Below are 25,252 nucleotides of genomic sequence, written 5' to 3' on the forward strand. Positions count from 1 at the left end.
GCAGGCCCCATGCCTGAGCGAACAAACGAAAAGGCCGAACAACTGTTCGGCCTTTTTCATGGGTGTTCGCCGTGGCGGCGCATCACACCGATGGCGACGGCTCCGCGGGCGGCACCGTCAGCGCAGGCAACAGCCCCGCGAGTTCAAGCTGCATCATGATCATGTTGACCAAAGTCGCCACCGACGGCCGCCCTGTGTCCACGCGGTAATGCGCCACCTCCTCGTACAGGGGGTGACGCTGTGCGTGGAGTTCCCTCAGCTTGGCCAGCGGATCGGCAACCTGCAAAAGCGGGCGCTGGGTGTCGTGCCGCAGGCGCTTGAACAATTCTTCGGGTGTCGATCGCAGGTAAATGACCGTGGCGCCTTCGTGCAGGCGCTTGCGATTGGCTGGGCGCAGCACCGCGCCACCGCCCGTGGCCAGGATCAAGGGCCCTTGCTGCGGCGACGTCAGCTCTTCAATGACCTGCTCTTCGAGGTCACGAAACGGCTGCTCTCCGTGTTGCTCAAAATACGAACGGATCGGCATGCCGATCCGCTCTTCGAGCACCGCGTCCGCGTCCAGGAAGCGAGCCCCCAGTCGCCGGGCCAACTGCCGCCCGACCGTGGACTTGCCCCCTCCGGGCAAGCCCACCAAAGCCACCACCGACGACATCAGCGCAATGCCGTGCGGTCGGACACCACCTTGGGCGTCAGGAAAATCAGCAGTTCGCGGCGCTGGGTGCTGCGCGAGCTGTTGCGGAACAAAGCGCCGAGGTAGGGGATGTCGCCCAGCAGCGGCACGCGCTGTTCGGCATTGCTCTCGGTCTGCTGGAAGATGCCGCCAATGACCACGGTGCCGCCGTTCTCGACCAGCACCTGCGTCTGCACGTGCTTGGTGTCGATGGCGAAGCCGGCCGTGGTGATCTGGCCCACGCTGTCCTTGTTGACGTCGACGTCCAGGATCACGCTGCCTTCAGGCGTGATCTGCGGCGTGACTTCCAGCTTCAGGTTGGCCTTGCGGAAGGTGATGGCGGTGGCGCCGCTGGACGTCGCCGTCTGGTAGGGCAGCTCGGTGCCCTGCTCGATCAGCGCCTTGACCTGGTCGGCCGTGATGACACGCGGGCTCGAGACGATCTTGCCGCGACCATCGGCTTCCAGGGCCGAGATTTCCAGGTTCAGCGCGTGGTTCACGCTGGAGGTGAACAAGGACACACCGACCGATGCGGCGTTGAAGCCGTTGATGCCGGCGCCCGGCAAGTTCACGAAGTAGCTGTTGGCCACGCTGGCGGCCGAGCCAGACAGGGTCTGACCGGTTTCGGCCACCACGCCGGAGTAGTTGCCGGAGACGCCCACGTTCAGGTTGCCAGACGAAGCGACCGCTCCGCTGTTCTTGGTGCCCAGGCGAACACCCAGGTTGCGGCTGAACGAGTCATCGGCCTCGACAATGCGAGCTTCGATCAACACTTGGCGAACCGGCACGTCGATCTTGGTGATCAGGGCCTGGATTTCTTCCAGCTTGGACGGGATGTCGTTGACGAACAGCTGGTTGGTGCGCGATTCAGAGATCACGCTGCCGCGCGGCGACAGGATCCGGCCGTTGCCCTGCCCGCTGCCGCCGCCCGAACCACCCGCACTGCGACCAGCCAGGCCCTTGGCAATGTCCTCGGCCTTGGCGTAGTTCAGCTGGAAGGACTGCGTGCGAAGCGGCTCAAGCGCCGCCACCTGGGCCTTGGCTTCCAGGTCGATCTTTTCCTTGGCGTTGATCTCGTCCTTGGGCGCGATCCACAGCACGTTGCCGGACTTGCGAACGCCCAGCCCCTTGGACTGCAGGATGATGTCCAGGGCCTGATCCCAGGGCACGTCCTTGAGACGCAGGGTCACGTTACCCGTGACGGTGTCAGACGTCACAACGTTGAAGTTCGTGAAGTCGGCGATCACCTGCAGCAGCGCACGCACTTCGATGTTCTGGAAGTTCAGCGACAGCTTCTCACCCGAGTAGCCCGGGCCCTTGGTCAGCTTGTTGGGGTCGACCTTGCGCGCACGCACTTCCAGCACGAACTGGTTGTCACTCTGGTAGGCAGAGTGTTCCCAGTCACCCGTGGGGTCGACGGTGAGCTTGACGCGGTCGCCGCTTTGCGAAGCCGTGACCTTCTGCACCGGGGTGCCGAAATCGCCCACGTCGAAGCGCTTGCGCAGCCGCTCGGGCAGCGTGGCCCGCACGAACTCGACCACCAGGGACGGGCCCTGCTGGCGGATGTCCACGCCCACCTGGTTGTTGGGCAGCTCGACGATCACGCGACCCGCACCGTCCTGCCCTCGACGGAAATCGACTTCCTTGAGGGCCAGCGGGGTGGCGTTCTTGTTCTCGGCGAAATGCACCGGCTCGGCGTTCGCAGCGCCTGCCTTGACCTGAGCCTGGGCGGGCTGCGCGGTCTGGGCCGGAGCCGGGGCAGCACCGACGGCCGGATCCAGGATCAGCAACAGGGACTTGCCCTGCAACTGCGCCCGGTAGGTGGTCGCCTGGCGCAGGTTGAGCACCACGCGACTGCGGTCGCCGGCGTTGGCCACGTTGACCGTGCGCAGGTTGCCGTTGTTGATCTCGACCACGTTGCGCGCCAGGGCGTTGGTCACACCAGGCAGGTCAATGGCGATGCGCGGAGGCGCCTGCACCACGAAGCCGGCCGGCAGCGTGGCAAGGGGCTCGGACAGGTCGATTCTCACGACCTCCGTGCCCGCCTGCTGCGTGCTGGTGATGGCCTGAATGGCCGCAGCCGCCAGGGTCAGGGGCGACACCAGTGCCAGGGCAACCCCAGCCATCGCAAGACGCCACGTTTTCATCGATGCATTCTCCAGCTTCATCATCACTTGCCACCCTCTTGCAACTGCAGGGTGGTCGGCCGCTCGATCCACTCGCCAGCGGCATCCTGCACGATCTCACGCAGTGAGATCTCGGTTTCGGTGATCTTCAGGATCTTTCCGTAGTTCTGACCCAGGTAGTCGCCTGCCTTGACCTGATAGAGCAGGTTGTCGACCCTGAGCAGGGCATATGGCCGCCCTTGCTTCTGGACACTGCCCACCATGGACATGCTGTCCAGCGGGTAGGCCTCCAGGGGCTCCTTGCGGCGGTTGAGCTCGGCCGCCACCGCAGAGTTCGGCTGGCGAGCTTCCTGCCTGAGGGCGCCCGTCAGCTTCTGGGTGCTGAAAGGCTCGACGCCATCCAAGCCGGCGTAGGTTTCCGGGTTGAACTTCTGAGGCGGCGACAGCGGCTGCACATTGGGCTTGACGTGCTGACGCTCCTGGTCCATCCAGGCCTGCAGCTCATCTTGCTCACCGCCGCAGGCGCTCAGCATCAGCGGCAGCACCAGGGCCAGACAGGCCAGGCGCGTTGCCTTCACGTTCTTCAAGGGCGCGTTCATTTCTTGCCCCCTTTCTTGCCTTTGCCAGCCTTGTTCTTTTCGGCGCGCATGGCGTCGAGCTCGGCCTGGTCAAGGTAACGGTAGGTGCGTGCAGTGGCTTCCAGCGCCAGGTTGCCTTGCCCGGCATCCTTGCCCACGTTGGTGATCACCAGGTTGTGCAAGGTCACGATGCGCGACAGGTTGGCGATGTCTGCGGTGAAGGCGCCGACGTCGTGATAGCGACCCGTCACGCGGATCGAAATCGGCAGCTCGGCGTAATAGTCCTTGACAACGACCTGACCCGGGCGGAACAGCTCGAAATCCAGGCCACGACCCAGGCCAGCCTGGTTGATGTCGGACAGCAGCGCGTCCATCTCGGCTTTGCCGGGCAGTTGTTTTTCGAGCTGCTTGACGTACTCATCGACCTGGATGAGCTGCTTGCGCAACTCGGCCAGGTTGACCGCCTGAGCCACCTTGTCGCGAAACTCCTGCTTGAGCTGCGGCTCCTTGTTGCGCTCGGCTTCGAGCTCGTCGCGCTGGCCGGAGAGCAAGGCAACCCAGCCCACGCCAAAAATCAGGATGGCAGCGAAGACGAAGCTTGCCAGCTTGGGCAGCAAGGGCCACTGCCCCGGCTCGTTGGGATTGAGCCCGCTGAACTGGCTCTGGGCCTGTTCAAAGAGGGCGTTGACGTCGATGTTCATGTTGGTTTTGGCCACCTGCGACTCCTCAGGACTGACCGGCAGGTTTGGCCGCAGGCTTGCCTGCGCCACGCGGACGGGATGCGCTCTCGGCGCTCTCTTCGGAGGCAGGCTGCTTCAAAGAGACCCGCATGGTGAACTCGAACAGGCGCTTGGCCGCACGGGCATCCTTCGAGGCCTGGTTCGACACCTTGATTTCGACGAGCTCGGGGCGCTCCAGCCAGGTCGAGCGACCGCCGGTGTTGCGCAGGAACTCGGAGACGCGCTCGTTGGTCTGCGCCATGCCGGTCACCTGCACGGTGCGGCCGTTCTGGCGAATGGACGTCAGGTAAATGCCTTCGGGCGTCTGGGCCACCAGCTCGTTGAGCAGGTAGACCGGCATGTTGCGGCCGGTTTGCAGGTCTTCCACGGCGCGCTGGCGGGCCTTCAGGGATTCGATCTCGGCCTTGAGGGCCGACACGTCCTTGATTTCTTCGTCGAGCTTGGTGATGGCCGAGCGCAGGTACTGGTTGCGCTCCTGCTGGCCGGAGATCATCTGCACCTGAACGCCGTACGCCAGCGCCACGATCGAGGCACCAGCGGCCAGGGACAGCCCGAGGCCAGCGAAGAAGGCCTGCTTGCGCAGGCGGCGTTTTTCCTCGCGGTGAGGCAGGAGGTTGATCAAAATCATGCGAGGAACCTCCGCATGGCCAGGCCACAGGCGGTCAGGTAAGCGGGGGCCTCACGGCGCAGCTTGCTTTCACGCACGGCCGAACCGAGTTTCATGCCTTCGAAAGGGTTGACGACCATGGATGCGAAACCGGTCAGGTCGGTCACGCGCTCCTTCAGACCGGGCAAGGTGGCCGTGCCACCGGCCAGCATCACGTAGTGCACCTTGTGGTGCGGCGTGCTGGTGAAGAAGTACTGAAGTGCGCGACCGATTTCCTGCGACAGGCTGTCGACAAAGGGCGCCAGGATGGTGTTCTGGAAGTCTTCTGGCAGGTCACCCGAGAGCTTCTTGCCCTCGGCCTCTTCGAACGAGAAGCCGTACTGGCGCGAGATCAACTGGGTCAGCTGCGCGCCACCAAAGGCCTGATCGCGGTCGTAGAGCAACTCGTTGTCGCGCAGGACCTTCAGGCTGGTGTTCTCGGCGCCGATCTCGAACAGGGCGACCAGGGCATCACGCCCCTCGCCTGGCAGGGCCGAGACCAGTCGCTCCATGGCCAGGCGGGAAGCGTGCGACTCGATGTCCAGGATCGCGGGCTTCAGGCCCGCAGCCTCAGCCAGGGCCTGGCGGTCCTGAACGCGGTCCTTGCGCGAAGCGGCAATCAGCACGTCCACATCACCAGCCGACGTGACGCTGGGGCCGATCACGCAGAAATCCAGGCTGACTTCGTCGAGCGAGAACGGGATGTACTGGTTGGCTTCGGCCTCGACCTGCAGTTCCATCTCTTCTTCGCGCAGGCCTGCGGGCAGCATGATCTTCTTGGTGATCACGGCCGATTGCGGCATGGCCATGGCGACCTGCTTGGTCCGCGAGCCGCTCTTGGAGACCACCTTGCGGACCGCTTCCGCCACTTCGTCGAATTTCTCGATCTGCCCGTCGGCGATCCAGCCCTTTTCGAATGGTTCAGACGCGAACCGTTCCAGGACGTACTCGCCTGTGTTCGTCTGGCTCAGCTCGACCAGCTTCACGCCTGACGAGCTGATGTCCAGCCCGATCATTGGCGCGTGCTTGCGGCTCAAGAGCGTATCAAGAAAGCTCACACCGTCCCCCATGCGTCCACGGACGCTGGAAAGTTAATAAACCACTTCAATGCTATCAGCAAAGGTTTTGTCACTGAACGCGTGGAAAGCAGGAGAAAACCCAGGCTCGTTGCGGTATGCACACGCCTTACAGACAGTTTCAAAATCAACAACTTGCCTAATATCGAGGGGAACGCGACACGCCAGCTGAGCTGAGTGCCCAGGGTTTCTATAATTCGGCACCTCTTTGAGCACCTCCCCATGAGCGATTCAGACTCCCGCGGCGACAGCGCCACTTCCTCGGCCAGCCGAGGCCCCTGGTGGCAGCGCTGGGTCATGAGACCCATCCTGGTGCTCAGCGGCTTGGTGATCGCAGCCGTGCTCTCGGGCGTCCTGCTGGTGGGCATCGGCCTGTCGGTGGCCTACCCGAACCTGCCAGACGTCAAGGGCCTGACCGATTACCGACCGAAGATGCCCCTGCGCGTTTTCTCGGCCGACAACATCCTGATCGGCGAATTCGGGGAAGAAAAGCGCAATTTCATGCGCATCGCAGAGATCCCGAAGGTGATGCGCGATGCCGTGCTGGCCATCGAGGACGCCCGCTTTTACCGCCACGGAGGCGTCGACTACCTGGGCGTGCTGCGAGCCGGCCTGGCCAACTTCGGCGAATCCCGCAGCCAGGGCGCCTCGACCATCACGATGCAGGTGGCTCGCAACTTCTACCTGCCCACCGAAAAAACGATGACCCGCAAGATCTACGAGATCTTGCTGGCGCTCAAGATCGAGAGCCTGCTGACCAAGGACCAGATCCTGGAGCTCTACATGAACCAGATCTACCTGGGTCAAAGAGCCTATGGCTTTGCTGCGGCATGCGAGACCTACTTCGGCAAGCCCATCAAGGACGTCACCATCGCGGAAGCGGCCATGCTGGCGGGCCTGCCCAAGGCGCCATCGGCGTACAACCCCGTTCGCAACCCCCGTCGTGCCACCATCCGTCAGCAGTACATCATCGACCGGATGCTCGAGAACGGCTTCATCACCGAAGAGCAGCGCGACGAGGCCAAGGCCGAAAAGCTCAAGTACCGCAACAAGGCACCGATCCCGCTGCACGCCGAGTACGCCGCCGAGGCGGCGCGCCTGCTCATGCACGAGCAGTACGGCCCCGATGCCTACACCCGAGGCCTGAACGTCTACACCTCGATCAACATGGTCGAGCAGGAAGCGGCCAACAAGGCCATGCGCAAAGGCCTGCTGGACTTCGATCGCCGCCAGGCCTGGCGCGGCCCCGAGGGCTACATCGACCTGCCGCAGGACCCCAAGCTGGTCGACGTGCGCATCGCCGAAGCCCTGGAAGACCACCCCGACAGCGAAGACATGCGCGCTGCCGTGGTGCTGGTGGCCGAGCCCCGCAAGATCGTGGCAGCGCTGCAATCGGGCGAGCAGGTCGAGGTGGGGCCAGAAGGGCTGAAGGCCGTGGGCAACGCACTCAACGAGAAAGCCACGCCCAAACAACAGATCCGACGTGGCGCCGTCATCCGCGTGAGCAAAGACACCAAGCAGGACCGCTGGGTGGTCATGCAGTTCCCCGAGGTGCAAGGCGCCCTCGTGTCGATGGACCCACGCACCGGCCTGATCCGAGCGATGGTGGGCGGCTTCGACTTCACGCACAACAAGTTCAACCACGTGACGCAGGCTTGGCGCCAGCCGGGATCGAGCTTCAAGCCCTTCATCTACTCGGCAGCGCTGGAGCGAGGCTTCACACCGGCCACCGTGGTCAACGACGCACCGCTGTTCTTCGACGCCGGCACCACGGGCAGCCAGCCCTGGGAGCCCAAGAACTACGACGGCAAATTCGAAGGCCCGATGACCGTGCGCCGGGCGCTGGCCAAGTCCAAGAACATGGTGTCGATCCGCGTGCTGCGCTCCGTGGGCGCCAAAACCGCACAGGAGTGGGTGACGCGCTTCGGCTTCGAGGCCGACAAGCACCCGGCTTACCTGACCATGGCCCTGGGCGCCGGCTCTGTGACCCCGCTGCAGATGGCAGACGGCTACGCGGTCTTCGCCAACGGTGGCTACCGCGTCAACCCCTTGCTGGTCACGCGGGTGACGGACAACCGAGGAGCCGTGCTGGCCCAGTACCGCCCCGCCGTGCTCGACGAAAGCATGCGCGCCATCGACGCTCGCAATGCCTTCGTGATGGGCAGCCTGCTGCAGGAGATCACCCGCTCGGGCACCGCCGCACGCGCGCAGGCCACGCTCAAGCGGCCCGACCTGTACGGCAAAACCGGCACCACCAACGACTCGATGGACGCCTGGTTCGCCGGCTACCAGCCCAACAACGTGGCCGTGGTGTGGATCGGCTACGACCAGCCCCGCAAGCTGGGCGACAAGGAAACCGGCGGCGGCCTGGCCCTGCCCGTTTGGATCGACTTCATGTCAACCGCCCTGCGCAACGTGCCGGTGGCCGAACCCGTGCCGCCCGAAGGCGTGGTCAACATCGGCGGCGAATGGTTCTACGAGGAGTACACCCCGTCGACCGGCGTGAAGGAGCTTGCGCACGAAGGCGAAGGCGAGAACCCGGCTCAGCCTGCGCCCAGCCCCGCCAGCCAGGAAGAGAAAAAGGGCATCCTCGACCTCTTCGGCGGCACCAAGCCAGAGTGATCAGAACTTCAGAGGCTTGCGAGACTGCTCGCCTGCGCAGGCAGACAGCAAGGCGAAGAATTCTTCGCCAGAGCGTGTGTCGCGCCACAGACCCTGATCGTCCAGCTTGAAGTGAAAGCCGCCGCGCCTGGCCGCCAGCCACAGCTCTTGCAAAGGTGGCTGAGCGTTGACGATGAGTTGGCTGCGATCGGGCAGGCTCAGCGTCAACATGCCACCGGTGCGGGCCGCATCGATGTCGATGACGTCTTCTTCGAGCCAGGTGTCGACCGTCTTTTCGATGCGCGCCAGCGTGGCGGAAATGACCTCGTGGTACTGGGCATCGGTCAGGGCCTGGGGGGCGCCGGGGGTGGACATGGCGGTTTCCTTAGAATCGGGGGCATGGAACACAACATCCGAATTCTAGGCAGACTGGCAGCCGCCGTCGCACTTGGGGCCTCTCTGCTGCTGAGCGGCTGCGGCCTCAAGGGCCCACTGTACCTGCCCGCCCCGGCCCAGGCCACCCCTCAACCCGCCCCCGCAGCCTCGCAATGACCCTCCCCGGCTCCCCCTTCCTGTCCTGGCGCGGCCCGGACCTGTACCTTGATGACGTGCGTCTGGCCGACCTGGCCCGCCAGCACGGCACGCCGCTGTACGTTTATTCGCGCCGCGCCATGCTGGCCGCGCTCGCGCCCTACCAACGCGCCCTGCAAGGCCGCAAGCACCTGGTCTGCTACGCCGTCAAGGCCAACTCCAACCTGGCGGTTTTGCAGACCTTCGCCCAGGCCGGCTGCGGTTTCGACATCGTGTCCTCGGGCGAGCTCGCACGCGTGCTGGCAGCAGGTGGTGACGCCGCCAAGGTGGTGTTCTCCGGCGTGGGCAAGACCCGCGCTGAAATGGCCGAGGCGCTGCAGGCCGGCGTGAAGTGCTTCAACGTCGAGAGCACGGCCGAGCTCGAGGTGCTGTCGCAAGTGGCATCGGGCCTGGGGCTGACGGCTCGCGTGAGCCTGCGTGTCAACCCCGACGTGGACGCCGGCACCCACCCCTACATCTCGACGGGCCTGAAGGGCAACAAGTTTGGTGTGGCGCACGAGGTGGCCCTGGCCGCCTACCGCCGCGCCGCCGCCCTGCCCGGCATCCAGGTCGTCGGCATCGACTGCCACATCGGCTCGCAGATCGCCGACGTCTCGCCCTACCTCGACGCACTCGACCGCGTGCTCGACCTGGTCGAGGCCATCGAAGCCGCCGGCATCCCCATCCACCACCTGGACCTGGGCGGCGGGCTGGGGATCACCTACACCGACGAGACCCCGCCCAAGGCGGACGAGCTGATCGCCAAGCTGCTGGCCAAGATCGACGCGCGTGGCCACGGCCAGCGCGAGGTGATGTTCGAGCCGGGTCGCTCGCTGGTGGGCAACGCCGGCGTGCTGCTGACCGACGTGCTCTTCCTCAAGGAGGGCGAGCAGAAGAACTTCTGCGTGGTCGACGCGGCCATGAACGACCTCATGCGCCCTGCCCTGTACGAGGCCTGGATGGGCATCGTCAACACGCACCAGCGCGAGGGCAGCCCTGCCCTGACCTGGGACGTGGTCGGCCCGGTGTGCGAGTCGGGCGACTGGCTGGGCCGCGACCGCTCGCTGGCCGTGCAGGCGGGTGACGTGCTGGCCGTTCTGTCGGCTGGCGCTTACGGCATGACGATGGCCAGCAACTACAACACCCGAGGCCGCGCGGCCGAGGTGATGGTGGACGGCGAGCAGACCTGGGTGATCCGCGAGCGCGAGACGGTGCAGCAGTTGCTGGCCAATGAGCGCTTGATCAAGGACTGAGTCGCCTGGGGCGATCCGCCCCGCATCGGTCGGCACAACGGGCCCCTTGGGGCCCGTTTTCTTTCAGCGGGTGGCGATCGCTGGACGCCTTGGGTGGACGTCGCATGAAAAAAGCCGCCCGAGGGCGGCTTTGGGTGACGAAGCGAGAGCCTCTATCAGAAGTTGTGGCGAACGCCCAAGGCCAGTTGGGTGGACTTGCCGTCGGGTGAGATGCCCAGACCAGCGAGGGTGGGCACTTCGCGGATGCCGGTTGCCGCCAGGGTAACAGCGGGGCCCACGCCCTTGTCCTTGATCTGCTCGTAGCGGGTGTACAGCGTGGTGCGCTTGGACAGCGAGTACTCGGCACCCAGGGTGTATGCCTGGTTCTTGCCGCGGCTTTCGTTGCGGAACTTGGTTTCAGACCATTGCGCCAGGAAAGCCATGGCACCGATTTCATAACGGGTGCCCAGCACCAGCGAACTGACCTTCAGCTTGCCGTCCGTGATTCCAACCAGGCTGGCGGGCAAACCAGCGCCGTTGATGTCGTAGGCGGCGCGGCCGAAGGAGCCGTTCAGGGTCAGGCCAAGCTCTTTGAAGACGTACTTGCCGCCCAGGTTCCAGACCGAGTAATCATCGACCTGGAACAAAGTGGTGGCCGAGCCGCTGATGATTGCCACGACCGGCGTGTTGTCGAAATTGGTGCGGCCATAACCCAGTGTCACGGTCAGATCGCTGATGGCATAAGCGCCGAAAGCACCCAGGCTGCGGCCACGGCCGTCCTTGTTTTCATTGGCAGCCGTGATACCGCCCAGGATCTGGCCATTGGCATCGGAACCGCCAGAGGTGCTGCGCAGCGCGTTGACCTTCTGGGCCACGCCCGCGTTGGGCGAATAGCCCAGCTGGCCGCGGAAACCACCCGCTTGCAGCGAATAGGTAAGCGCGTTGTCCCAGCGGATGTTCAGGTTGTTGGACAGACCGCCTTCAACGAACTGGTCGGTCGAGCCGAAACGTTCGGTGGTGACCAAGGCGCTAGAAAAGAAGATGGGGGCGTATTGACGGCCAGCACGGAACTCACCGAACGGCGTGGTCAGACCGACATAGGCCTGGCGACCGAACAGGCGCCCGTCACGCAGCAGGGCACCGTTATCCACGCCCATTTGGCCTTCCAGGACGAAGTTGCCCTTGTAGCCATTGCCAAGGTCTTCGACACCACGGAAGCCCAGCGACGACTGCGAACTTGTGTCCGGCCCTACCCTGGTCATGCTCTGCTGGGAACGCAAGGCCGAAGACAAGGCAGCGGCGGTACCAGCGCCGAGAAGACCCGTCGATGCCGGGGCTGTGATGGCATCGCCAGAAGTACGCTTGACGCGGTCAACCGAAACGTCAATGTTGCCGTAGATGGTGACGCTGGACTGGGCCAGTGCGGTGCCCGAGGCCAGGGCGGTCAGGGCCAGAGCGATGGCCGAGGACAGAACGCGCTTTTGCATTTGGATCTCCTAGATGTCCCCCCTGAAACGGGGGGCGTGAGGAATTGTTGCTGAGGGGTTCGGGCACGACACTCAGGTTTCCGCTAGGTTGTTGCGCCAGGGCGACAACCCTCGGCACGGCAGCGGACATGGATCAAACACAAGGGGGCAGATCAAACGCCGGACAGGCATGAAAAAAGGGGGCCGAAGCCCCCTTTTTGCTGAGTCGGTTGGAAACCGATCAGAAGCAGTGGCGAACGCCGACGGCCAGACCGCGCGACGACTTGTCGTTGGCGATGGTCACGCCGGACACCGACAGGTCGGTGTTCTTGTCGTTGCGCACTTGCGTGAACAGGGCGTACAAGGCGGTACGCTTGCTCAGGTCGTACTGTGCACGGAAGGTCAGGATGCTGGCCTTGTCGTCCTGGGTGTTCTTGTTGTTGAAGCTACCAGCAACTGCGGTGTTGGTTGCGTCACCCTTAGCTCCACGAACCTGGGCGTAGCCGCCGGTCAGGGTCACGCCAGTCGCCACAGGCACGGCAACCTTGAAACCGTACAGGTTGCGATCGTCGTACTGTTGACCAGAAGCGGTGTCGCGGTCGTCGGTGTTGTAATAGGCAGTCAGCTTGGCCACGCCGAAGTCGTAGGCACCAAAAACCAGCACGCCGGTGTTTTCGACGTCCCCAGCCACATCGGTGTTGGCCTTGATGTAGCTCAAGCCAGCCGACAGGGGGCCATTGGCGTAGGCGGCGCTGAAGCCGTAGGTGCGGCCGTCGTTGCCGTTGTCTTCCGTGGTGACGCTCGAGCTGTAGCCAGTCGAGAACTGGGCAGCCAGGGTCAGGCCGGGAACCAGGGTCGGGGCGATGTAGGTGATGGCGTTGTCCAGACGGCGCAGGTCGTTGCCAGCCAGCACGCCGGAGATCTTGCCTTCGTCGTAGGCTTGGGCGCCGGTCACGCCAAACAGTTGAGCGCCGATCAGCGAGTCTTGGCGACCCAGGCGGACTTCACCGAAACCACCGGCCAGGCCGACGTAAGCCGAGCGGCTGAAGAAGGCAGAGTCAGAACCACCGTTGTCAACCTTGGCGCTCGCGTCCAGCAGGAAGGTGGCCTTCAGGCCGCCGCCCAGGTCTTCCACGCCCTTGAAGGCGATGCGCGAAGAAGCCAGGTTGTCGGAGGACACGCGGGTGACGGTCTTGTCGCCCTTGACGGACTCAACAGAAGCGTCGACCACACCGTACAGGGTGACGGAGGATTGAGCGAAGGCAGCCGAGGAGGCAGCGATGGCGGCCAGATCCAGCACAGTCTTTTTCATGGAGTTATCCAAAGTCTGAACCAGAGGCTCCAGCTTCGCCGGCGCGTGTCTGCAAGTCACTTGGGTGACCCCGCCACGCCGTTCGAGCGCTGGAACTGTTGGGGATTGCACCAGATTCTTCAAAGTTGCTTGATGACATGGTTGTCATAACGATGCTCCATGCGGCTCATCGTTGCCCTGATGCAACACCGCCCTGGGCCGGATAATCACACCATGAGCATCCAGACCGACGATTTCGGCTCCGGCCGCGGCGAGCCCGAGCGCCCCTCTCGCCAGGGCGGCGCCCCCGAGAGCGTGCCCTCGGGGCGTGTGGTGGAGGCTGGCGTCAGCTCCCCCCAGGAGGACGCGCTGGAGCGTGCGCTGCGCCCGAAAGACCTTGACGAGTACATCGGCCAGGCCAAGGCGCGCGAGCAGCTCGAAATCTTCATCGGCGCAGCCAAAAAGCGCAGCGAGGCCCTCGACCACGTGCTGCTGTTCGGCCCGCCCGGCCTGGGTAAAACCACGCTGAGCCACATCATCGCCACCGAACTGGGCGTCAACTTGCGCCAAACCTCGGGGCCCGTGCTTGAAAAGCCCAAGGACCTGGCGGCCATCCTGACCAACCTGGAGCGCAACGACGTCCTGTTCATCGACGAAATCCACCGCCTCAGCCCGGTGGTCGAAGAGATCCTCTACCCCGCGCTGGAGGACTACCAGATCGACATCATGATTGGCGAGGGGCCGGCGGCGCGCTCGATCAAGCTGGACCTGCAGCCCTTCACGCTGGTGGGCGCCACCACGCGGGCCGGCATGCTGACCAACCCGCTGCGTGACCGATTCGGTATCGTGGCGCGGCTGGAGTTCTACACGGCGGCTGAGTTGCAGCGCATCGTGACGCGCTCGGCCAAGCTGCTGGGCGCGCCGATCGACGCCGAGGGCGCGTTGGAGGTGGCGCGTCGATCGCGCGGCACGCCCCGCATCGCCAACCGGCTGCTGCGCCGGGTGCGCGACTACGCCGACGTCAAGGGCACAGGGCACATCACCAAAGAGATCGCAGACAAGGCCCTTGCCATGCTGGACGTGGACCCCATCGGCTTTGACGTGATGGACCGCAAGCTGCTCGAAGCCATCATTCACCGCTTCGACGGTGGCCCGGTGGGCCTGGACAACGTGGCTGCGGCCATCGGCGAGGAGCGGGACACGATCGAGGACGTGATCGAGCCTTATCTGATCCAGCAAGGTTTCCTGCAGCGCACGCCGCGCGGGCGGGTGGCGACGTCGGCCGCCTTCAGGCACCTGGGGCTGATCGCGCCACAGGGTGGCAACTTGCTGGACGAAGGTTGAGCGACTGAGCCGAACTCAGCGCTGCAGCGTGCTGGACACGCAAGGGCAGCACGACAGCCCCGGGGCTGCCCCGGCGTGTGCCCGGGCGCCTCTCAGCGCCGACGCAGCAGGTGCGTGTATTCCTCTTTGCCGTCCACTTCCCGGGCCTGCTGATCGACCAGGTCGTTGCCGGTCTGGCGGGCAAAAGCCTGGAAGTCGCGCACAGAGCCTGGGTCGGTGGCCAGCACGCGCAGGATTTCACCGCTGTGCATGTCCGACAAGGCCTTCTTGGCCTTGAGGATGGGCAGCGGACAAAGCAGGCCGCGGGCGTCGAGTTCCTTGTGGATCAGGTCCATGGCTGAGGCTGCGAAGGTTGCGGGCCGGGTTGGGCCGTTGATCAGGCGGGAAAGACGCCGGTCGACAGGTAGCGGTCGCCCCGGTCGCAGACGATGAAGACGATGGTGGCGTTGCTGACTTGCTTGGCCAGCTCCAGGGCCGCCCAGCAGGCGCCTGCGGCCGAGATGCCGCAGAACAGGCCTTCTTCGCGTGCCAGGCGGCGGGCCATGTCTTCGGCATCGGCCTGGCTGACGTGGATGATGTCGTCGACGCGGCTGGGCTCGTAGATCTTGGGCAGGTAGGCCTCGGGCCACTTGCGGATGCCGGGGATGCGCGAGCCATCTTGCGGCTGAGCGCCGACGATGCGCACCTCTGGGCTCTTTTCCTTGAGGAACTTGGAGACACCGGTGATGGTGCCCGTGGTACCCATGGCGCTCACGAAGTGGGTGATGCGGCCTTGCGTGTCCAGCCAGATCTCGGGGCCGGTGGTGTCGTAGTGCACCGCCGGGTTGTCGGGGTTGGCGAACTGATCGAGCACCACGCCCTTGCCTTCGCGCACCATCTGGTCGGCGAGGTCGCGGGCGTATTCCATGCCGCCGCTCTTGGGCGTGAGGACGAGCTCGGCGCCGAAGGCCTTCATGGTCTGGGCGCGCTCGATGGAGAGGTCCTCCGGCATGATCAGCACCATGCGGTAACCCCGGATGGCGGCGGCCATGGCCAGCGCGATGCCGGTGTTGCCGGAGGTTGCTTCGATGAGGGTGTCGCCGGGCTTGATCTGACCACGCTCTTCGGCGCGGCGGATCATGTTGATGGCGGGGCGGTCCTTGACCGAGCCGGCCGGGTTGTTGCCCTCAAGCTTGGCGAGGATGACGTTGCCACGGGCGTCGTTGTCGGCACCGGGCACGCGTTGCAGGCGGACCAGCGGGGTCTTGCCGATGGCGTCTTCGAGAGTCGGGTAGGTCATGACTTCACGCGGCCATCGCTCACGGCATGTGCCGGCTCTGTGTGCAGGCTTGTGCAAGCTGCTTGGTGCCCCGGGTCGGACTCGAACCGACACTCCTTGCGGAACCGGATTTTGAATCCGGCGCGTCTACCAATTTCACCACCAGGGCCCTGGTGCAGGAAGGCCGCAAGGATAGCACAGGGGCGCTTGCATCTATGATCCGGGGTCAACCACACATCCGCTGTTGCCCCATGCCACCGATGCCCCCCATCACCCAGGCGCTCATCCTGATCAATGTGGCCATGTATTTCCTGGACGACCTCCTGGGGGGGGCGTTGTCCATGTACATGGCCCTGTGGCCACTCGAGAGCGGTCTCTTCTACCCGTGGCAGGTGCTGACCTACGCCTTCCTGCACGGCTCGATCGGCCACATCTTCTTCAACATGCTGGGCCTGTGGATGTTCGGCAGCGAGCTCGAGCGCATCTGGGGCCAGCGCCGATACATCGAGTTCCTGGGCGCCAGCGTGCTGACCGCAGCGGCCACGCAACTGCTGATTTCGATGTTGGCGGGCTACCACAACCCCACGGTGGGCGCCTCGGGCGGGCTGTTCGGCCTGCTGCTGGCGTTCGGGATGATGTTCCCTGAGCGCACGATCATGCCGCTGTTCCCGCCCATCCCGATGAAGGCCAAGGTGTTCGTGGCCGTGTACGGCGGCATCGAGTTGTTCCTGGGTGTGACGGGCACGTCTTCGGGGGTGGCCCACTTTGCCCACCTGGGCGGCATGCTGGGCGGCTGGTTGATGCTGCGCTACTGGCGCGGCCAGCCGCCGTTCAATCGCGGCGGCCCCCGTCGGCGCTTTTGAGGCGTGGTCGCCAGCCCGATGACACGACGATGCCCGCAGCGATGAGGAGCAGCGCCAGCGGGTGGTACCAACGCGGCCCCTGCCCCAGCAACAAGGTGGACCAGGTGGCCGCGAAAACCGGCGTCAGGTTGCTGAAAAAGCCCGCCACCGTCGGGCCCACCGCTTGCACGCCCAAGCCCCAGCAACGGTAGGCCAGGATCGATGGGCCGATGGCGATGAACAGCAGGCCCAGCAGGGTGCCGGCATCGAGGCGCCAGCCATCGCTCCAGCCTGGAGTCCAGGCGGCTTCCGCGCCCGCGCACAGGGTCGCCCACAGCAGACCGAACCCCACCTGGATCCACAGGAAACCGGCCCAGTCCCAGTCAGGCCGGGCCTGGCCTTGCATCGACGCGGGCGGGCGGGCCAACAACCAGCTGTAGAAAGCCCAGGCCAGGCTGGCCAGCAGCATGAGCAGGTCGCCCGGCACCAGGCGCAGTTTGGCCAGCGTGGCCCATTGACCTTGGGACATCACCAGCAAGACGCCCGCCACCGACAAGGCCGCGCCGAACATCTGCCGTCGCAACAGAGGCTGTCCAAAGCACACGCGCCCCACGACCATCATCCACACGGGGATGCTGGCGCCGATCAGCGTGACGTTGATGGGTGAGGAGGTTTGCAGCGCGAGGTACTGCAGGGCGTTGTAGGTGCCCACGCCCAATGAACCGATCAAGGCCAGGTGCCGCCAGCGCTGGACAATGGCCGACGGCTCCTGGAGGACCCGCCAGCCCAAGGGCGCGAGCAAGATGGCGACAAGCAGCCAGCGCAGTCCGTTCATCGCCACGGGCGGCATGCTGCCGACCAGCATGCGGCCGACCACGGCGTTGCCCGCCCAGAGCATGGGCGGCAACACGAGCAGCCAGGCTGTTCGCCAGGACAGGGATGAAGCAAGTGACAAGGCTCGGTCTGCCTATTCTTGGGCTGCCAATTCTTGGTCTGCTGTTGGCAGCGTTCTGCGAAGAACCTGCATTAGAGCAGGCCAACCGAGCCCCCTCTCGGGGGGGCGAGCCTTTCGGCCCCTTGCGCACTTGAGATGCTTCAGGCCTGAGCGCGAGCGCGGCCGCGGCGCAAACCGAAGCCGACGGCACCAAGACCTGCCAGCATCAGACCGACGGTCGAGGGCTCGGGCACGGCAGGGGCGACAGCCAGGCCGACGATGGTGGGCAGCGCGGTGTTGCCCTGGATACCGAAAGCGCCGATCAGGCTGGCCGCGCCGGTCTGCAGGTTGATGGTGTACAGGCTGGAGTAGCTGTCGTCACCGGTCAGCCCGGCGTAAGCCACGCCCGAGCCGGAGATGTCGAAGCCGAAAACGTTGAGGGAGCTGGCGCCCAGGCTGCCCACGCGGGTGTAGACGCCACCAGCCGGTGCCGAGGTGGAGAACAGGCTGCTGCTGATCGTGTCGATGGCAAACAGCACCGTCGGGGTGGCCGGGTTGGTGTCGTTGTTGCTGTAAGCCGCACCAGTGAGCTTGAGCGAGCCGCTGGCCGAGCTGACGTTGGTTTGCTTGGCGACGGCGCCCAGGTTGGCGCCTGGGTTGACGTTGACGGCGTAGTTGTCGCCTGCGGCGGTGAGGACGCGCAGGGAGGCCGCGCCGCTGACGTCGGCGTTGGGGTTGAAGTCAAAACCCAGGAGGCTGCCGTTGATGGGCGCCTTGAGCGCGGTCACGAACGTGGCGGCGCCGGTGCTGGCGTCGAGGGTGTAGACGTTGCCCAGGTTGCTCAAGGTGTAGAGCTGACCGTTGGTGGGGCGCGTGTCGAGCCCAAGCAGCTTCTCTGAGGCGGCCAGGCCGCTCAGGCCGACGGCCGAGCCCATGCTCGGTGCCGCGGTGTCGAAGGTGATCAGGCGGTTGTCGGTGGTCAGGCCGTAGAGGGCTTCGGCTTGCGCAACGGACACAGAGAAGATGGCCGCCAGGGCCAGGATGGAAGGCTTGAACATGGCTGGACTCCGGGTAGTTTGTGGTTCGCGCAGCAGACCTTTCCGATGCGCGCACCCCCACTACGGGCCGGGGTCGAGGGACAGATGCACCCGCTCACGCGGATTCACCCCCCTGTTCAGGGTGGGCTGTTTGGCCCCTGGGCCAGGGCCGCGCGGTAGGCGTGCCACGAGGCGTGGCCCAGCACCGGCACCACCAGCAGCAAGCCCGCAAAGCCTGGCAGCATCGCCACCAGGCTGAGCAGCCCGATGAGCGCCGCCCACAGCCACATCACGCCCGGCTGGGTGGCCACCAGGCGCATGCTCAGCAAGCCCGCCGAAACCGCGTCAACCGAGCGGTCGAGGATCATGGGCATGCTGACCACGCTGATGGCGAAAATCAGCCCGGCGAAGATGGCGCCCACGGCCGTGTACACGACCCCGAAGGTGATGAACTCTTCGGTGAGGAAGCTCGAGAGCGGGCCATTGAAGTCAGGCACCCCCTCGAAGCTGATGGCGAAGACGATCATGGCGGCGCGCCCCCACAGCATCTCCAGAACCAGCAACACGGCCGCGAAGATGGCCAGTTGCGCGCTGCTGATGCGCCAGGCGGTCAGCGAGCGCAGCAGGCTTGGCTGACGCCCCTGCTCCAGCTCGCGGCTGGCGTGGTACAGGCCCAGGCACAGGAAGGGGCCCAGCAGCAGGAAACCGGCTGACAACGCCAGGGTGTATTCAGGTGCGCGCTGGAAGGTGCCCACCAGGGCCCAACCCATGAGCACGAAGCACAGCCCGTAAAACAGGCCGATGGCCGGTGCCCGGGTGAAGTCGCGCCAGCCCGCTTTCAGCCAGGCGAATGGCGCGGACCAAGGCAAGGTGTTGAGCGGCAGGTCGAGGGCGCTGGGCTCGGGGCGGGTGTCAAAACCCAGCGGCGCCAGGCCGTCGGCGTTGGGCTGCGCGGCCGCCACCGACGACGCCACCGCCCGTTCATCAGAGGACGACACGCCATCGGCTGGTGGCCATGCGAGGTGACGCCTGAGGACGGCCTTGCGGCGCGTCGTTCGGCGACGAGAAACCACGTGGTGCTGCGACAAGCGGCTGACCGTGCCCATGAAGACCCCTCCATCGAGATGAGGAGCCCCCAAGTTAAGGCTGCTTGACGCTCACGTCATCGGTGAAAGCCAGCGGTCGGGTTCAACGGGTGGCGGCGATGGCCTCCAGCGCATTCGACAGGTGCGTCACCGAGCGGCTGACGTTGTGCCATTTCTCGAGCCCGAACAGGCCGACGCGGAAGGTGCGGAAATCGGCCGGCTCGTCGCATTGCAGCGGCACGCCGGCGGCGGTCTGCAGGCCCAGGGCCAGGAACTTCTTGCTGTTCTGGATGTCGGGGTCGGTGGTGTAGCTGACCACCACGCCCGGTGCCTGGAAACCTTCGGCTGCGACGCTGGGGTAGCCGTGGCGCACCATCAACTCGCGCACCTGGCTGCCCAGGGCGATTTGCTCCTGGCGCACCTTTTCGTAACCGTAGGCCTCGGTTTCAGCCATGGCGTCGCGCAGGCGCAGCAAGGCGTCGGTGGGCAGCGTGGAGTGGTAGGCATGCCCGCCACCTTCGTAGGTCTCCATGATCTGCAACCACTTTTTGAGGTCCATGGCGAAGGTGGTGCTTTGCGTGGCGTCGATGGCCACGCGAGCGCGCTCGCTGAGCATGACCATGGCGCAGCAAGGCGAGCTGCTCCAGCCTTTTTGCGGTGCGCTGATCAGGATGTCGACCCCGGTGGCTTTCATGTCGACCCACATGGCGCCGGAGGCGATGCAGTCGAGCACGAACAGGCCGCCGACTTCATGGGCGGCGTCGGCCACGGCCTGGAGGTAGCCATCGGGCAGGATCATGCCGGCGGCGGTTTCAACGTGGGGGGCGAAGACCAGCGCGGGCTTTTCGCGGCGGATGGTGGCGACGACTTCGTCGATGGGTGCGGGGGCCCAGGCGGCCTGTGGGCCGTCGGCAATCCGGCGGGCCTTGAGCACAGTGTGGCTGGCCGGGATCGAGCCCATCTCGAAGATCTGCGTCCAGCGGTAGCTGAACCAGCCGTTGCGGATGACCAGCACGTGCTTGCCTTGCGCGAACTGGCGCGCCACCGACTCCATGCCGAAGGTGCCGCTGCCGGGCACCAGCACGGCGGACGGGGCGTTGTAGACGCGCTTGAGCATGGCCGAGATGTCGGTCATGACGCCCTGGAAGCGCTTGGACATGTGGTTGAGCGCGCGGTCGGTGTAGACAACCGAGAACTCGAGCAGACCGTCGGGATCGATGTTGGGAAGCAGGCCGGACATGGGATGGCGTGTGCAGTCAAATGATTGAAATCAGCGTAGCACAGCAGCCTGACAGGCACGCGTCAGGCTATCCCTTGTCCCTCCTGCTTGTGCCCCTGGCTGTGCCCTTGGTTGTGCCTTTTCATGCTGGCACGTCTTGTGGCGACGCTGCCCTCGCCCGCTGGTGGAACAGGCGGTCGAGCGCTAGGTAGACCACCGGCGTCGTGTAGAGCGTGAGCACCTGGCTGAGCAGCAGGCCACCCACCACGGCGTAACCCAGTGGCTGGCGCAGCTCCGCGCCCGTGCCGAAGCCCAGCATCAGCGGGATCGCGGCCAGCAGCGCCGCCAACGTCGTCATCATGATCGGGCGAAAGCGCACCACGCACGCCTGCTGGATGGCCTCGCGCGGGCTCAGGCCTTGCTCGCGCTGGGCCTGCAGGGCGAAGTCGACCATCATGATCCCGTTCTTCTTGACGATGCCGATCAGCAGCACCACGCCGATGAGCGCCATGATGGAGAAGTCCTGTCCGCTGAGCCACAAGGCTGCCACCGCGCCAATGCCGGCCGAAGGCAGCGTAGAGAGGATGGTCAGGGGGTGCACAAAGCTCTCGTAGAGCACACCCAGGATGATGTAGACCGCCAGCAGCGCCGCCAGGATCAGGATGGGTTGGGTGGCCAGCGAGTCCTGGAAGGCTTGCGCTGCGCCCTGGAACCGGCCGCTGATGCTGTCGGGCACCTGCAGCTCCTGGCGCACGTCGTCGATCAGCTTGACGGCATCACCGAGGGCCACGCCCGGCGCGAGGTTGAACGACAGGTTGACGGCCGGCGACATGGCCAGTCGGGCGATGCTGACGGCACCGGTTTCGGGCGACTCCAGGCGGGCCACTTCGGCCAGCGGCACCATCTGCCCCGTCTTGGCGGAGCGCAGGAGCAGCCAGTTCAGGCTGTCGGTCTGACCGCGCAAGGCGGGATCGATTTCGAGGATGACCTGGTACTGGTTCTGCTCGGTTTGTGTCTCGGCGATCTGCCGCTGGCCGTAGGCGCTGTAGAGCACCTGGTTGATGTCGTCGACGCTCAGGCCATGGCGGGCCGCGGCGGCGCGGTCGATGGTCAGGCGGGTGATGCCAGCGCCGAGTTGCAGGTCGTTGGAGACGTCGCGGAACTGGGGCAGGCGCGCCAGGCGTTCGGTCAGCTTTTCGGCCCATTGGCCCAGGTTCGCGCTGTCGTCACCGAGCAGTGCGTACTGGTATTGCGTTCGGGGCGAGCCGGTGCCCAGGTTGATGTCTTGCGCGGCGCGCATGAACAGGGTGATGCCGGGCACTTGCGAGGTCTTGGCGCGCACACGGTCGATGAAGCCCTGGGCCGATACGTCGCGCTTGGAGCGGTCTTTCAGGACGATGAAGAAGCGGCCGCCGGAGACGCTGCCGCTGGAGCCTCCCACCGTCTGGTTGTAGCCCAGCACCGCCGGGTCTTCGTCAAGGATGCGGGCGAGCGCCGCGTGCTTCTCGACCATGGCCTCGTAGGACTCGTCCTGTGCCGCCAGCGTGGTGCCCAGCACGAAGGCCGTGTCCTGCAGAGGGAAGAAGCCTTTGGGAATGAACGTGTAGGCCGCCACGGCCAGACCCATGGTGCTGAAGAACAGGCCCAGCATCAGCCGGCTGTGGTCGAGCGCCCAGCCCACGCTGCGGCCATAGGCGTCGATCAGCCTCTGCACCCAGCCGCCTTCGTGGTGGGCCGGTGCGCGCGACATCCAGCGCGAGGCGAGCATGGGCGCCAGCGTGAGCGAGGTGATCACCGAGACCGCGATGGCCGCCGTGACGGTGACCGCAAACTCGCTGAACAGGCGCCCCACCACTCCGCCCATGAACAGCAGCGGGATGAAGGCCGCCACCAGCGAGACGCTGATGGACAGCACGGTGAAACCGATCTCGCTGGAGCCCTTGAGCGCGGCCTCGCGCATGGGCAGGCCATCCTCGAGGTGGCGGTGGATGTTCTCGACCACCACGATGGCGTCGTCGACCACGAAACCCATGGCGATGATCAGTGCCACCAACGTCAGGTTGTTGAGGCTGAAGCCGAGCACGTCCATGGCCGCGACCGTCGCGATCATCGACACGCCCAGCACCGCCGTGACGATGACGGTGGCCGAGACCTGGCGCAAGAAGGCGCCCATCACCACCACGACGAGCACGAAAGTCAGCGCCAGCGTGAGCTCGACCTCGTGCAGCGAGGATCGGATGGTGCGCGTGCGGTCGTTGAGCACCTCGACCGTGACGCTGGCCGGCAGGCGAGCGGCCAGCTCGGGCAGCGCCGCCTGGATGCGGTCGGCCGTGGCGACGATGTTGGCGCCTGGCTGGCGACGGATGATGATGCCCAGGCCCGGCTGGCCGTTCTGCCATGCACCGACGAAGTCGTTCTCGGCGCCGTCGATGACCTTGGCCACGTCACCGATGCGCACCGGCACGCCGCTTCGGTCGACGATGGTGAGCTGTTCGTAGTCAGAGGCATCGAAGAGCTGGTCATTCGTGGCCAGGGTGCTGGTTCGGTCGGCGCCCAGCAGCACGCCCTTGGGCTGGTTGACGCTGGCTTTTTGCACCGCCGCGCGGATGTCGGCCAGGCTCAGGCCATGCGCCGCCAGGGCCGCGGGCGAGGCCTGGATGCGGATGGCCGGTTTGCGTTGCCCGGAGATGGCGACCTCGGAGACACCGTCGATTTGACTCAAGCGGCGCGCCAGCACGGTCTCGGCCAGGTCGCTGAGTTCGGTCAGGCTGAGCACCTCGGACTGCATCTTGAGGATGAGCACCGGGCCGTCGGCCGGGTTGACCTTGCGCCAGGTGGGCGGCGAAGGCATGTCGTCGGGCAGTTTGCCGGCGGTCGCATTGAGGGCCGACTGCACCTCCTGCGCAGCCTCGTTGATGTCTTTGCTGAGCGTGAACTGCAGGGTGACCGAAGTGCTGCCGAGCGAGCTGGTCGACGACATCTCGGTGACGCCAGGGATGCCGCTCAAGCCCACCTCCAGTGGCGTGGCCACGGCCGAGGCCATGGTCTCGGGGCTGGCGCCGGGCAGGCGTGCGCTGATCTGGATGGTGGGGAACTCGGCTTCGGGCAGCGGGGCCACCGGCAGGCGCGGGAAGGCGAACAGGCCCAGCAGCACAAGCGCCAGGGTCAGCAGCGTGGTGGCCACTGGGTGCGAGATGCACCAGGCCGACAGGCCGCGGCCCACGGACTGTGCGGCGTTCGCGGCGGTGGAAGAAGAAACGTCCTGGCTCATGGTGGATTCCGATGCTGAACCCGACTCATGGCTTGCCAGCAGAGGTGGCTTCGGCGGCCGCCGTCCCGCGCTCAGCCACCAGCTTGACGCGGACCTTGGGTTTGAGGCGCGACTGCCCGTCCACCACCACCTGGTCGCCCGCTTTCAGGCCGTCGGCCGCGGGTTTGACGACCACCACCACATCGGACTGCCAGGCCGGCTGCACGGCCACCATCTGCGCCTCGCCCTGAACGACCCGCCACACGAACGAGCCCTTGAGCCCGCGCTGCACCGCCTTGGCAGGCACCGTAAGGGCCCCGGGCAGCGCGCCGGTGTTCAGGCTCACGGCCACGAACTGACCAGGCCACAGGCGGTCGCCTGCCGGGGCCAGCTCGGCCTTGAGCTTGAGCGTGCCGGAGCCCGCGTCCACCGCGTTGTCGGCCGAACGCAGGCGACCTTGCGCCAGGCTCGCGCCGCCTTCTCGCTCGGACACGCTGATCACCGCGCCTTTGGGTTGCGCCAGCGCATTGCGCACATCGGCCAGGCGGGCCTGGGGCACGCTGAAGACCACGGTCAGTGGCTCGGTCTGGGCCAGGGTCACGATGCCCTGTGCATCAGAGGGGCGAACGATGTTGCCCACGTCCACCAGCCGCAGGCCTGCCCGACCGCTGAATGGCGCCGTGATGGCGGTGTAGGACAGCTGGGTGCGCACCTGGCTGAGGCTGGCCTGCTGCGATTGCACCTGGGCGCGCAGTTGGTCGACCTGGGCCTGCTGCTGGTCGCGCTGCTGCGTGGACACGGCCGATTGCTCGGCCAGGCCCTGGTAGCGCTTGAGGTCGAGCTCGGCCAGTTGCAGTTGGGCCCGCAGGCGCTTGAGCTCGGCTTCGGCCTGGTCCACCTGGGCCTGCAGGCTGCGGTCATCGATGCGGGCCAGCACCTGGCCTTGCCTGACGGGTTGCCCTTCAGCGAAGTTCACCTCGGTCAGCAGCCCCTCGATGCGCGCCCGCACCACCGCCTGACGCACCGCCTGCACCTGCCCGACGGCGCTGATGGCCAGGGGCAGGTCCTGCACCACGGCCTGGGCCACGCGCACGGGCACCGGGGGCGCTGCCTTGCCGGCATCGGCCTTCTGGTTCTGGGCCACCGATGCGCGGTGGGGCCAGAGCACGAGCGCGGCGGCGCCGCAGGCGATGAGGACGACGCCGGCGATCCAGCGTCGAGAGGTCAGGACAGGCATGGGTGATCAGGCTTGGTGTTGCGCCCGATCGTAAAGGCCCGTGAAGCACG

22 protein-coding genes and 1 tRNA gene are annotated in these 25,252 nt (G+C 65.7%); 5 read left to right on the forward strand and 18 right to left on the reverse strand.

What is annotated here, in order from left to right:
* Positions 1-82 precede the first annotated feature (82 nt).
* From ABG80_RS12700 to ABG80_RS12725, 6 genes are read right to left on the reverse strand one after another with little or no spacing between them, the layout of a single operon-like run.
* Positions 83-652, reverse strand: a complete 570-nt coding sequence (locus ABG80_RS12700; RefSeq protein ID WP_058087984.1) for a shikimate kinase — start codon at positions 650-652, stop codon at positions 83-85.
* Positions 652-2,838, reverse strand: coding sequence for a type IV pilus secretin PilQ (gene pilQ, locus ABG80_RS12705; RefSeq protein ID WP_058087985.1), 2,187 nt, complete (start codon positions 2,836-2,838; stop codon positions 652-654). The genes ABG80_RS12700 and pilQ overlap by 1 nt, the downstream gene beginning before the upstream one ends.
* A 2-nt stretch (positions 2,839-2,840) precedes the next feature.
* Complete coding sequence (locus ABG80_RS12710) at positions 2,841-3,395, reverse strand: pilus assembly protein PilP (RefSeq protein WP_083506060.1); 555 nt, start codon at positions 3,393-3,395, stop codon at positions 2,841-2,843.
* Entirely contained in the window at positions 3,392-4,090 is a 699-nt protein-coding gene (locus ABG80_RS12715) for a type IV pilus inner membrane component PilO (protein ID WP_407638756.1), read from the reverse strand. The genes ABG80_RS12710 and ABG80_RS12715 overlap by 4 nt, the downstream gene beginning before the upstream one ends.
* Before the next feature lie 10 nt (positions 4,091-4,100).
* Positions 4,101-4,742 (reverse strand): PilN domain-containing protein, encoded by a 642-nt coding sequence (locus ABG80_RS12720; protein WP_058087986.1) that lies wholly within the window; start codon positions 4,740-4,742, stop codon positions 4,101-4,103.
* Positions 4,739-5,830, reverse strand: coding sequence for a pilus assembly protein PilM (locus ABG80_RS12725; protein ID WP_058087987.1), 1,092 nt, complete (start codon positions 5,828-5,830; stop codon positions 4,739-4,741). The genes ABG80_RS12720 and ABG80_RS12725 overlap by 4 nt, the downstream gene beginning before the upstream one ends.
* A gap of 228 nt (positions 5,831-6,058) precedes the next feature.
* Here ABG80_RS12725 and ABG80_RS12730 point away from each other — a divergent pair, with 228 nt between their 5' ends.
* Positions 6,059-8,458, forward strand: a complete 2,400-nt coding sequence (locus ABG80_RS12730) for a penicillin-binding protein 1A (RefSeq protein ID WP_058087988.1) — start codon at positions 6,059-6,061, stop codon at positions 8,456-8,458.
* Here ABG80_RS12730 and cyaY read toward each other — a convergent pair whose 3' ends face one another.
* Entirely contained in the window at positions 8,459-8,812 is a 354-nt protein-coding gene (gene cyaY / locus ABG80_RS12735; protein WP_083506061.1) for an iron donor protein CyaY, read from the reverse strand.
* A 24-nt stretch (positions 8,813-8,836) separates the two neighbouring features.
* Between cyaY and lptM the strand changes: the two genes are divergently transcribed.
* Entirely contained in the window at positions 8,837-8,989 is a 153-nt protein-coding gene (gene lptM / locus ABG80_RS24070) for an LPS translocon maturation chaperone LptM (protein WP_083506062.1), read from the forward strand.
* A complete protein-coding gene (gene lysA, locus ABG80_RS12740) occupies positions 8,986-10,260 on the forward strand; it encodes a diaminopimelate decarboxylase (RefSeq protein ID WP_058087989.1) in 1,275 nt (424 codons plus the stop codon). Before lptM ends, lysA begins: the two co-directional genes overlap by 4 nt.
* Positions 10,261-10,415: 155 nt before the next feature.
* Here the strand turns inward: lysA and ABG80_RS12745 are convergent, their stop codons facing one another.
* Together ABG80_RS12745 and ABG80_RS12750 are read right to left on the reverse strand one after the other, a co-directional pair.
* Positions 10,416-11,726, reverse strand: coding sequence for a porin (locus ABG80_RS12745; protein WP_058087990.1), 1,311 nt, complete (start codon positions 11,724-11,726; stop codon positions 10,416-10,418).
* Positions 11,727-11,946: 220 nt separating this feature from the next.
* A complete protein-coding gene (locus ABG80_RS12750; protein ID WP_058087991.1) occupies positions 11,947-13,017 on the reverse strand; it encodes a porin in 1,071 nt (356 codons plus the stop codon).
* A 213-nt stretch (positions 13,018-13,230) separates the two neighbouring features.
* Between ABG80_RS12750 and ruvB the strand changes: the two genes are divergently transcribed.
* Positions 13,231-14,340, forward strand: a complete 1,110-nt coding sequence (gene ruvB / locus ABG80_RS12755) for a Holliday junction branch migration DNA helicase RuvB (RefSeq protein WP_058087992.1) — start codon at positions 13,231-13,233, stop codon at positions 14,338-14,340.
* Between the two features lie 92 nt (positions 14,341-14,432).
* Here ruvB and ABG80_RS12760 read toward each other — a convergent pair whose 3' ends face one another.
* The 3 genes from ABG80_RS12760 to ABG80_RS12770 form a co-directional block, all read right to left on the reverse strand.
* Positions 14,433-14,675, reverse strand: coding sequence for a sulfurtransferase TusA family protein (locus tag ABG80_RS12760; RefSeq protein ID WP_058087993.1), 243 nt, complete (start codon positions 14,673-14,675; stop codon positions 14,433-14,435).
* 41 nt (positions 14,676-14,716) lie between these two features.
* On the reverse strand, positions 14,717-15,619 hold the full coding sequence (gene cysM / locus ABG80_RS12765) for a cysteine synthase CysM (protein WP_058087994.1): 903 nt from the start codon (positions 15,617-15,619) through the stop codon (positions 14,717-14,719).
* Positions 15,620-15,682: 63 nt separating this feature from the next.
* Positions 15,683-15,767 (reverse strand) — tRNA-Leu (locus ABG80_RS12770).
* 82 nt (positions 15,768-15,849) lie between these two features.
* On the opposite strand from ABG80_RS12770, the gene ABG80_RS12775 reads away from it, so the two are divergent.
* A complete protein-coding gene (locus ABG80_RS12775) occupies positions 15,850-16,461 on the forward strand; it encodes a rhomboid family intramembrane serine protease (protein ID WP_058087995.1) in 612 nt (203 codons plus the stop codon).
* Here ABG80_RS12775 and ABG80_RS12780 read toward each other — a convergent pair.
* The 6 genes from ABG80_RS12780 to ABG80_RS12805 all read right to left on the reverse strand — a co-directional run bounded on the left by ABG80_RS12780 (position 16,430) and on the right by ABG80_RS12805 (position 25,202).
* A complete protein-coding gene (locus tag ABG80_RS12780) occupies positions 16,430-17,395 on the reverse strand; it encodes a DMT family transporter (protein ID WP_268760974.1) in 966 nt (321 codons plus the stop codon). The genes ABG80_RS12775 and ABG80_RS12780 overlap by 32 nt on opposite strands.
* A gap of 140 nt (positions 17,396-17,535) precedes the next feature.
* The gene (locus ABG80_RS12785; RefSeq protein ID WP_058087996.1) at positions 17,536-18,432 is read right to left on the reverse strand and encodes a DUF4394 domain-containing protein; all 897 of its coding nucleotides are present in this window, start codon (positions 18,430-18,432) and stop codon (positions 17,536-17,538) included.
* Positions 18,433-18,548: 116 nt separating this feature from the next.
* A complete protein-coding gene (locus ABG80_RS12790; protein ID WP_083506063.1) occupies positions 18,549-19,517 on the reverse strand; it encodes a DUF2189 domain-containing protein in 969 nt (322 codons plus the stop codon).
* An 82-nt stretch (positions 19,518-19,599) separates the two neighbouring features.
* Positions 19,600-20,736: an aminotransferase class V-fold PLP-dependent enzyme gene (locus tag ABG80_RS12795; protein ID WP_058087997.1), complete on the reverse strand. Its 1,137-nt coding sequence runs from the start codon at positions 20,734-20,736 to the stop codon at positions 19,600-19,602.
* Positions 20,737-20,857: 121 nt separating this feature from the next.
* Positions 20,858-23,986 carry an efflux RND transporter permease subunit gene (locus ABG80_RS12800; RefSeq protein WP_058087998.1) on the reverse strand — a complete coding sequence of 1,043 codons (3,129 nt, stop codon included), beginning with the start codon at positions 23,984-23,986 and terminating at the stop codon, positions 20,858-20,860.
* Positions 23,987-24,011: 25 nt separating this feature from the next.
* Positions 24,012-25,202, reverse strand: a complete 1,191-nt coding sequence (locus tag ABG80_RS12805; RefSeq protein ID WP_058087999.1) for an efflux RND transporter periplasmic adaptor subunit — start codon at positions 25,200-25,202, stop codon at positions 24,012-24,014.
* Between the last annotated feature and the right edge of the window lie 50 nt (positions 25,203-25,252).

It is taken from the genome of Aquabacterium parvum (assembly GCF_001447195.1).
GTDB classification, from domain to species: Bacteria; Pseudomonadota; Gammaproteobacteria; order Burkholderiales; family Burkholderiaceae_C; genus Aquabacterium; species Aquabacterium parvum.

What these genes read in the sequence shown, in the direction of transcription:
- ABG80_RS12700 (WP_058087984.1), bottom strand. Translation starts at nt 652, where the DNA reads ATGTCGTCGGTGGTGGCTTTGGTGGGCTTGCCCGGAGGGGGCAAGTCC.
- pilQ (WP_058087985.1), bottom strand. Translation starts at nt 2,838, where the DNA reads ATGAAGCTGGAGAATGCATCGATGAAAACGTGGCGTCTTGCGATGGCT.
- ABG80_RS12710 (WP_083506060.1), bottom strand. Translation starts at nt 3,395, where the DNA reads ATGAACGCGCCCTTGAAGAACGTGAAGGCAACGCGCCTGGCCTGTCTG.
- ABG80_RS12720 (WP_058087986.1), bottom strand. Translation starts at nt 4,742, where the DNA reads ATGATTTTGATCAACCTCCTGCCTCACCGCGAGGAAAAACGCCGCCTG.
- ABG80_RS12725 (WP_058087987.1), bottom strand. Translation starts at nt 5,830, where the DNA reads ATGGGGGACGGTGTGAGCTTTCTTGATACGCTCTTGAGCCGCAAGCAC.
- ABG80_RS12730 (WP_058087988.1), top strand. Translation starts at nt 6,059, where the DNA reads ATGAGCGATTCAGACTCCCGCGGCGACAGCGCCACTTCCTCGGCCAGC.
- cyaY (WP_083506061.1), bottom strand. Translation starts at nt 8,812, where the DNA reads ATGTCCACCCCCGGCGCCCCCCAGGCCCTGACCGATGCCCAGTACCAC.
- lptM (WP_083506062.1), top strand. Translation starts at nt 8,837, where the DNA reads ATGGAACACAACATCCGAATTCTAGGCAGACTGGCAGCCGCCGTCGCA.
- lysA (WP_058087989.1), top strand. Translation starts at nt 8,986, where the DNA reads ATGACCCTCCCCGGCTCCCCCTTCCTGTCCTGGCGCGGCCCGGACCTG.
- ABG80_RS12745 (WP_058087990.1), bottom strand. Translation starts at nt 11,726, where the DNA reads ATGCAAAAGCGCGTTCTGTCCTCGGCCATCGCTCTGGCCCTGACCGCC.
- ABG80_RS12750 (WP_058087991.1), bottom strand. Translation starts at nt 13,017, where the DNA reads ATGAAAAAGACTGTGCTGGATCTGGCCGCCATCGCTGCCTCCTCGGCT.
- ruvB (WP_058087992.1), top strand. Translation starts at nt 13,231, where the DNA reads ATGAGCATCCAGACCGACGATTTCGGCTCCGGCCGCGGCGAGCCCGAG.
- ABG80_RS12760 (WP_058087993.1), bottom strand. Translation starts at nt 14,675, where the DNA reads ATGGACCTGATCCACAAGGAACTCGACGCCCGCGGCCTGCTTTGTCCG.
- cysM (WP_058087994.1), bottom strand. Translation starts at nt 15,619, where the DNA reads ATGACCTACCCGACTCTCGAAGACGCCATCGGCAAGACCCCGCTGGTC.
- ABG80_RS12775 (WP_058087995.1), top strand. Translation starts at nt 15,850, where the DNA reads ATGCCACCGATGCCCCCCATCACCCAGGCGCTCATCCTGATCAATGTG.
- ABG80_RS12785 (WP_058087996.1), bottom strand. Translation starts at nt 18,432, where the DNA reads ATGTTCAAGCCTTCCATCCTGGCCCTGGCGGCCATCTTCTCTGTGTCC.
- ABG80_RS12790 (WP_083506063.1), bottom strand. Translation starts at nt 19,517, where the DNA reads ATGGGCACGGTCAGCCGCTTGTCGCAGCACCACGTGGTTTCTCGTCGC.
- ABG80_RS12795 (WP_058087997.1), bottom strand. Translation starts at nt 20,736, where the DNA reads ATGTCCGGCCTGCTTCCCAACATCGATCCCGACGGTCTGCTCGAGTTC.
- ABG80_RS12800 (WP_058087998.1), bottom strand. Translation starts at nt 23,986, where the DNA reads ATGAGCCAGGACGTTTCTTCTTCCACCGCCGCGAACGCCGCACAGTCC.
- ABG80_RS12805 (WP_058087999.1), bottom strand. Translation starts at nt 25,202, where the DNA reads ATGCCTGTCCTGACCTCTCGACGCTGGATCGCCGGCGTCGTCCTCATC.